The following is a 5,763-nucleotide window of genomic DNA, read 5'->3' as shown; positions in this document are numbered from 1 at the left end:
CGAAGCCGCAGACAGTACAGATAGTACGGAACCGATTCACTTGGTGCTTCAGCACCTTAGAGAATCGTTCTCTTTGAGCTAAGGCGAGGCAACGCCGTACTGGTTTAAAGTTAATCCACTATATTAAATTTGCATTTTCAAACAGCATTTCCATTGCAGCGGCGGCATAAAAAGCATACACTGACTACACGCGACTACAACAATAGGAGAACTTGAAATGAAACAATTGGCCATGTACATCAACGGACGCTTTGAAAATGATTTCAACGGCGAATGGCGCGACGTATTGAACCCTTCCACCGAAGAAACCATCGCCCGCGAACCCAAAGGCGGAAAAGCAGACGTTGACCGTGCCGTAGCGGCGGCGCGTGCGGCGCAACCGGCATGGGAGCGGCTGCCTGCGGTCGAACGCGGCGCGTATTTGCGCAAAATCGCCCAAGGCATACGCGAACGCGCCGACGAGCTGACCGACACCATCGTTGCCGAAGGCGGCAAAACCAAAGACTTGGCGCGCGTGGAAGTCATGTTCACCGCCGACTATCTCGATTACCAAGCCGAATGGGCGCGCCGTTACGAAGGTGAAATCATCCAAAGCGACCGCCCGCGTGAAAATATTTTATTGTTCAAACGTCCGCTGGGCGTCGTGGCAGGCATCCTGCCGTGGAACTTCCCCTTCTTCCTGATTGCCCGCAAAATGGGCCCCGCTTTGGTCACGGGCAACACCATCGTCGTCAAACCCAGCAGCGTGACCCCGATCAACTGCCACATCTTCGCCGAAATCGTCGATGCGGTCGGATTGCCCGCAGGCGTGTTCAACGTGGTGAACGGTCCCGGCGCGGAAATCGGCAATGCCCTGTCCGCCCATCCGCAAGTCGATATGGTCAGCCTGACCGGCTCCGTCGAAGCAGGCCGCCAAGTGATGGAAGCCGCTTCCGCCAACATCACCAAAGTCTCGCTGGAACTCGGCGGCAAAGCCCCCGCCATCGTTCTGAAAGACGCGGATTTGGACTTGGCAGTGAAATCCATCTTGGCTTCTCGCGTCGGTAACACCGGTCAAATCTGCAACTGCGCCGAGCGCGTCTATGTCCACAGCAGCCTGAAAGACGCGTTCATTGAAAAAATGACCGCCGCCATGAAAGGCGTGCGCTACGGCAACCCTGCCGAAGCCGAAGCAGGCGCGCTGGAAATGGGCCCGCTGATTGAAGAACGCGCCGTCAAAGCCGTTGCCGAAAAAGTGGAACGCGCCGTCAAGCAAGGTGCGACGCTGGTCTGCGGCGGCAAACGCGCCGAAGGACGCGGCTATTTCTTCGAGCCGACCCTGCTGACCGATACCGACAACAACATGGACATCATGAAGGAAGAAACCTTCGGCCCCGTCCTGCCTGTTTCCACTTTCGACACGCTCGACCAAGTCATCGCCTTGGCAAACGACTGCGAATTCGGTCTGACCAGCTCCGTGTACACCACCAACCTGAACGAAGCCTTCTACGTCACCCGCCGCCTGCAATTCGGCGAAACTTACATCAACCGCGAAAACTTCGAAGCCATGCAGGGCTTCCACGCGGGCTGGAAAAAATCCGGTATCGGCGGCGCGGACGGCAAACACGGTTTGGAAGAATATCTGCAAACCCAAGTCGTTTATCTGGAAACCAATATTTGATAACGCCTTGATGCGCTGACATAAAAGGTCGTCTGAAAATTTTCAGACGACCTTTTTCTATGTTCGGACGCAACGTATTAAGGCTGTGTACAAAACATTATCGCAACGGTTCAAACCAAACGATTTGTCCTTTATCGATATGTATCGGCACGGTATCGCCGTCGGGTAGCTGTCCGGCGGGCAGCAGGGTGGTCAGTTCGCCGTATTCGGGGTGGGCGAAGGTCAGGCGCAGGCTGTCGGGCAAAGGGGTAAGGGACAGGATGCGGCAGGGTGTGCCTTGCGGGTCGGGGCGGATGGCGTGCGTAGGGATGTGGCGCGTATCGTCGATGTTGGGCAGTCCGAGCAGGCGGGCGGCTTGGGCGTTGGCAGGGCGGCGGAAGAGTTCGGCGGGCGTGCCGTATTGGAGGATGCGCCCTTCGTGCATGAGGGCGATATGGTCTGCCAGCGCGGCGGCTTCTTCGGGGGAGTGGGTCACGAGGACGGCGGGGATGTTTTGACGGCGTATGCTCTCGTCGGTCAGGTGGTAGAGGTTGTGGCACAGGTGGGTGTCGAGGCTGGAGAAGGCTTCGTCCAAGAGGAGCAGCGACGGTTTGATAATCAGGGCGCGGGCGAGGGCGAGGCGTTGCTGTTCGCCGCCGGAGAGGCTGCCGGGTTTGCGGCGGGCTTCGTTTTCCAAACCGATGTCGCGCAGCGCCTGCATGGTTTGTGCTTCGATTTCGGCTTTGGGCAGACGGCGCATTTTGAGTCCGAAGCCGACGTTTTCTTGGGCGGTCAGGTGCGGGAACAGGGCGTAGTCTTGAAACATCAGCGAGACGTTGCGCTTTTCGGGCGGGACGGTGGTGATGTCCTGCCCGTCCAGCCAGACTTCGCCGCTGTCGGGCTTGACGATGCCGGCAATGATTTTGAGCAGGGTGGATTTGCCGCAGCCGGAGCGTCCGAGGACGGCGAGGGTTTCGCCTGCGGCGACGGTCAGGCTGATGTGGTCGGCGACGGTTTTGCTGTCGAAGCGTTTGCAGATGTCGGTAAGTCGGAGCATGGGTTTCAGACGACCTTTTGGGGAATCGGGGAAGGAAAACGGCGGGGCGTTGGCGGGTTGGTTTATCGGCTCATTTTTCGGCGCTCAGCGGCAAAGGCTGTCCAGCCAAAGGCTTAGCGGGTGCTGCCTGTCGAGCGCGCCGTAGCGTTTGAGGGTTTCGAGGGTAACGAGCTGGGCATCGTGCATCATGGTTTGGGACAACATGGTTTCGACAAGTTGCGAAACGTTCATCAATTCAAATCCTGCGACTTCGCCGTCTTGGTTTTCGGGGCGGACGGTTTCGGGCAGGACGATGTCGAAGATGTGCAGGATTTCGTTGTGGATGCCGCGCGAGACAGGACGCAGGCTGTGGATTCGGGCGGCGGGTCGGAGTGTAGCGAGGGCGGGCGGCATCAGTCCGGCTTCTTCTTCGCTTTCGCGGCAGACGGCTTCAAACGGGGTTTCGCCGCTGGCAATGCCGCCGCCGACGAGGTTGTCGAGTTTGTTGGGATCGACGGCTTTGTGCGGGCTGCGGCGGCCTATCCAAAAATGCCAGCCGCCGTCGGTTTGCACCAGTCCGTTGAGGTGGACGGCTTGGCTCATGATTCCGAACGGGCGGAAGGCGGCGCGTTCCAATGCGAAAAGAACTTTGCCCGCGTCGTCGCACACGTCAAACTTTTCGTCGCGCCAGCCGTGCAGCAGTCCGAGGCTTTTCCATTCGTGCGCCAAGTGCTGCAAACTGTCGCCCATCGCCAGCCAGTTGTCCGTTTGCAGGTAGAGGTCGTCTGAAACTTCAGAAAGCCCTTCCTGCCAGTCTTGTTTGATCCGTTCGCGCCAAAACGGATTCAGACGACCCAAAGCCAGCCCGTTCAGATGGAGCGTGTTCCAGTCGTCCGACGCGCCGTAACTTGCCCGCGCCCAATCGTAGAGTGCGTCGTGGGTGCGGCTGTCGATCATTTCGGAAAAACAAGGGTGCGGAGACATGGCTGTTCCTCAATCCAATCATAAACATAAAGCGGATTGTATCTGCTTCGTTTCAATTTGCAACCGACTCTATCCACAGCCGCACGGCGCACGCTGCAAAGCCAAACCGCCCGAAAAAGGCTATAATCGTCGCATTCTGTCGGAGGTCAAACACCATGAGCGAATTGAGCGAAATTCTCGCCTATAACCAAAATTTTGTCGAATCGGGCGAATACGAAAAATATTTCACTGACAAATATCCCGGCCGCGAACTGGCCATCCTGTCCTGCATGGACGCGCGCATCATCGAGCTGCTACCTAACGCGCTCGGACTGAAAAACGGCGACGCCAAGCTCATCAAAAACGCCGGCGCGGTCGTTACCCATCCTTGGGGGTCGGTCATGCGCAGCCTTTTGGTCGCCGTGTTCGAACTCAAAGTCAAAGAAATCATGGTCATCGCCCACCACGACTGCGGCATGAAGGGGCTGAACGCCGCCGGTTTCCTTGAAAAAGTACACAATAACAACATTCCCGACGACCGCATCGAAACCCTGCGCAACGCCGGCATCGACCTCGACAACTGGCTGACCGGTTTCGACAACGTAGAAGACAGCGTCCGCCACACCGTCAAAGTCATCCGCAACCATCCGCTCATGCCCGCCGACATCGCCGTCCACGGACTCATCATCCATCCGACCACCGGCAAACTTACCCTGGTTGTTGACGGCAGCCCCGGCACAGAAAGCCTTTCAGACGACCCCGCCAACCCATAAACCCGACAGGTCGTCTGAAACCCAAACAGAGCGCACACCCCACACCCAAGGACACCCATGAAAAACATCGGACTTTTCGGCGGCACCTTCGATCCCATCCACAACGGCCACCTCCACATCGCCCGCGCCTTCGCCGACGAAATCGGACTTGACACTGTCGTCTTTCTGCCCACAGGCGACCCCTACCACAAAGACCCGTCCCGCGCCTCCGCACAAGACCGCCTCATCATGACCGAACTCGCCATCGCCGACGACCCCCGCTTCGCCGCCAGCGACTGCGATATCGTCCGCGACGGCGCGACCTACACCTTCGACACCGTCCAAATCTTCCGCCAGCAATTCCCCGCCGCCCAACTTTGGTGGCTCATGGGCAGCGACAGCCTCATGAAACTGCATACTTGGAAAAAATGGCAGACCCTCGTGCGCCAGACCAACATCGCCGTCGCCATGCGCCAAGGCGACAACCTCAACCAAACCCCGCGCGAACTCCATGCCTGGCTGGGTGAAGCCCTCCAAAACGGCAGCGTCCGCATCCTCAACGCCCCCCTGCACAACACCTCCTCCACCCAAATCCGCCAAACCCTCCAAAGCGGCAGACTTTCAGACGACCTCCCGCCCCAAGTTGCCCGCTACATCCGCGAACAAAAACTGTACCAAAGCGGAAAATAGCGTAAATTCATACAGATAAGTTATAATACCGTCCAAACCCCATTTCATTCCCACCATTAGGAAAACAATGAACGAACAAGAACTGCAAGACCTGCAAAAAATGGTCGAAACCGCCGTTGAAGCCCTCGAAGACATCAAAGCCAAAGACATCTCCGTCCTCGAAACCCAAGAAAAAACCTCACTGTTCGCCCGCATGATCATCGCCAGCGGCGACAGCACCCGCCAAGTCAAAGCCCTCGCCAACAACGTTGCCGTCAGCCTCAAAGAAGCCGGCTTCGAAATCCTCAGCACCGAAGGCGACAGCGGCGAATGGACGCTCGTTGACGCAGGCGACCTCGTCGTCCACGTCATGCTGCCCGCCGTCCGCGACTTCTACGACATCGACACCCTCTGGGGCGGCGAAAAACCCAGCTTCCACGCCGGCGCGCAAAAACCCTGGCACGCCGCCGACTAAGCCATCACCCCAAGCCGTCTGTGCATACAGACGGCTTTATTGCGCACGCTAAATCCTATCTTTGCCCAAACCGAAATTTTCAGACGACCCCTTGACCGAACAATATAGTGGATTAACAAAAATCAGGACAAGGCGACGAAGCCGCAGACAGTACAGATAGTACGGAACCGATTCACTTGGTGCTTCAGCACCTTAGAGAATCGTTCTCTTTGAGCTAAGGCGAGGCAAC

6 protein-coding genes are annotated in these 5,763 nt (G+C 57.6%); 4 read left to right on the top strand and 2 right to left on the bottom strand.

Going from position 1 to position 5,763, the window contains the following annotated elements; translation table 11 throughout:
• The first annotated feature begins 217 nt into the window (after window positions 1-217).
• Complete coding sequence (aldA, locus tag AAG834_RS13365) at window positions 218-1,660, top strand: aldehyde dehydrogenase (RefSeq protein WP_003742761.1); 1,443 nt, start codon at window positions 218-220, stop codon at window positions 1,658-1,660.
• A gap of 97 nt (window positions 1,661-1,757) precedes the next feature.
• On the opposite strand, the gene AAG834_RS13360 is transcribed toward aldA, so the two are convergent.
• Window positions 1,758-2,696, bottom strand: coding sequence for an ABC transporter ATP-binding protein (locus AAG834_RS13360; protein ID WP_342032414.1), 939 nt, complete (start codon window positions 2,694-2,696; stop codon window positions 1,758-1,760).
• Between the two features lie 84 nt (window positions 2,697-2,780).
• Entirely contained in the window at window positions 2,781-3,659 is an 879-nt protein-coding gene (locus tag AAG834_RS13355) for an NUDIX hydrolase (RefSeq protein WP_342032413.1), read from the bottom strand.
• Between the two features lie 155 nt (window positions 3,660-3,814).
• Here AAG834_RS13355 and AAG834_RS13350 point away from each other — a divergent pair, with 155 nt between their 5' ends.
• From AAG834_RS13350 to rsfS, 3 genes are all read left to right on the top strand, one after another.
• Window positions 3,815-4,411: a beta-class carbonic anhydrase gene (locus AAG834_RS13350; RefSeq protein WP_342032412.1), complete on the top strand. Its 597-nt coding sequence runs from the start codon at window positions 3,815-3,817 to the stop codon at window positions 4,409-4,411.
• 57 nt (window positions 4,412-4,468) lie between these two features.
• Window positions 4,469-5,080: a nicotinate-nucleotide adenylyltransferase gene (gene nadD, locus AAG834_RS13345; protein ID WP_342032411.1), complete on the top strand. Its 612-nt coding sequence runs from the start codon at window positions 4,469-4,471 to the stop codon at window positions 5,078-5,080.
• A gap of 67 nt (window positions 5,081-5,147) precedes the next feature.
• Complete coding sequence (rsfS, locus tag AAG834_RS13340; RefSeq protein ID WP_039410466.1) at window positions 5,148-5,534, top strand: ribosome silencing factor; 387 nt, start codon at window positions 5,148-5,150, stop codon at window positions 5,532-5,534.
• The last annotated feature ends 229 nt before the right edge of the window (window positions 5,535-5,763 follow it).

The organism is Neisseria sp. Marseille-Q2251 (assembly GCF_940793045.1).
In the GTDB taxonomy this organism is placed as follows: domain Bacteria; phylum Pseudomonadota; class Gammaproteobacteria; order Burkholderiales; family Neisseriaceae; genus Neisseria.
This window is presented reverse-complemented; position numbering and strand designations above follow the sequence as displayed.

What these genes read in the sequence shown, in the direction of transcription:
- aldA (WP_003742761.1), top strand. Translation starts at nt 218, where the DNA reads ATGAAACAATTGGCCATGTACATCAACGGACGCTTTGAAAATGATTTC.
- AAG834_RS13360 (WP_342032414.1), bottom strand. Translation starts at nt 2,696, where the DNA reads ATGCTCCGACTTACCGACATCTGCAAACGCTTCGACAGCAAAACCGTC.
- AAG834_RS13355 (WP_342032413.1), bottom strand. Translation starts at nt 3,659, where the DNA reads ATGTCTCCGCACCCTTGTTTTTCCGAAATGATCGACAGCCGCACCCAC.
- AAG834_RS13350 (WP_342032412.1), top strand. Translation starts at nt 3,815, where the DNA reads ATGAGCGAATTGAGCGAAATTCTCGCCTATAACCAAAATTTTGTCGAA.
- nadD (WP_342032411.1), top strand. Translation starts at nt 4,469, where the DNA reads ATGAAAAACATCGGACTTTTCGGCGGCACCTTCGATCCCATCCACAAC.
- rsfS (WP_039410466.1), top strand. Translation starts at nt 5,148, where the DNA reads ATGAACGAACAAGAACTGCAAGACCTGCAAAAAATGGTCGAAACCGCC.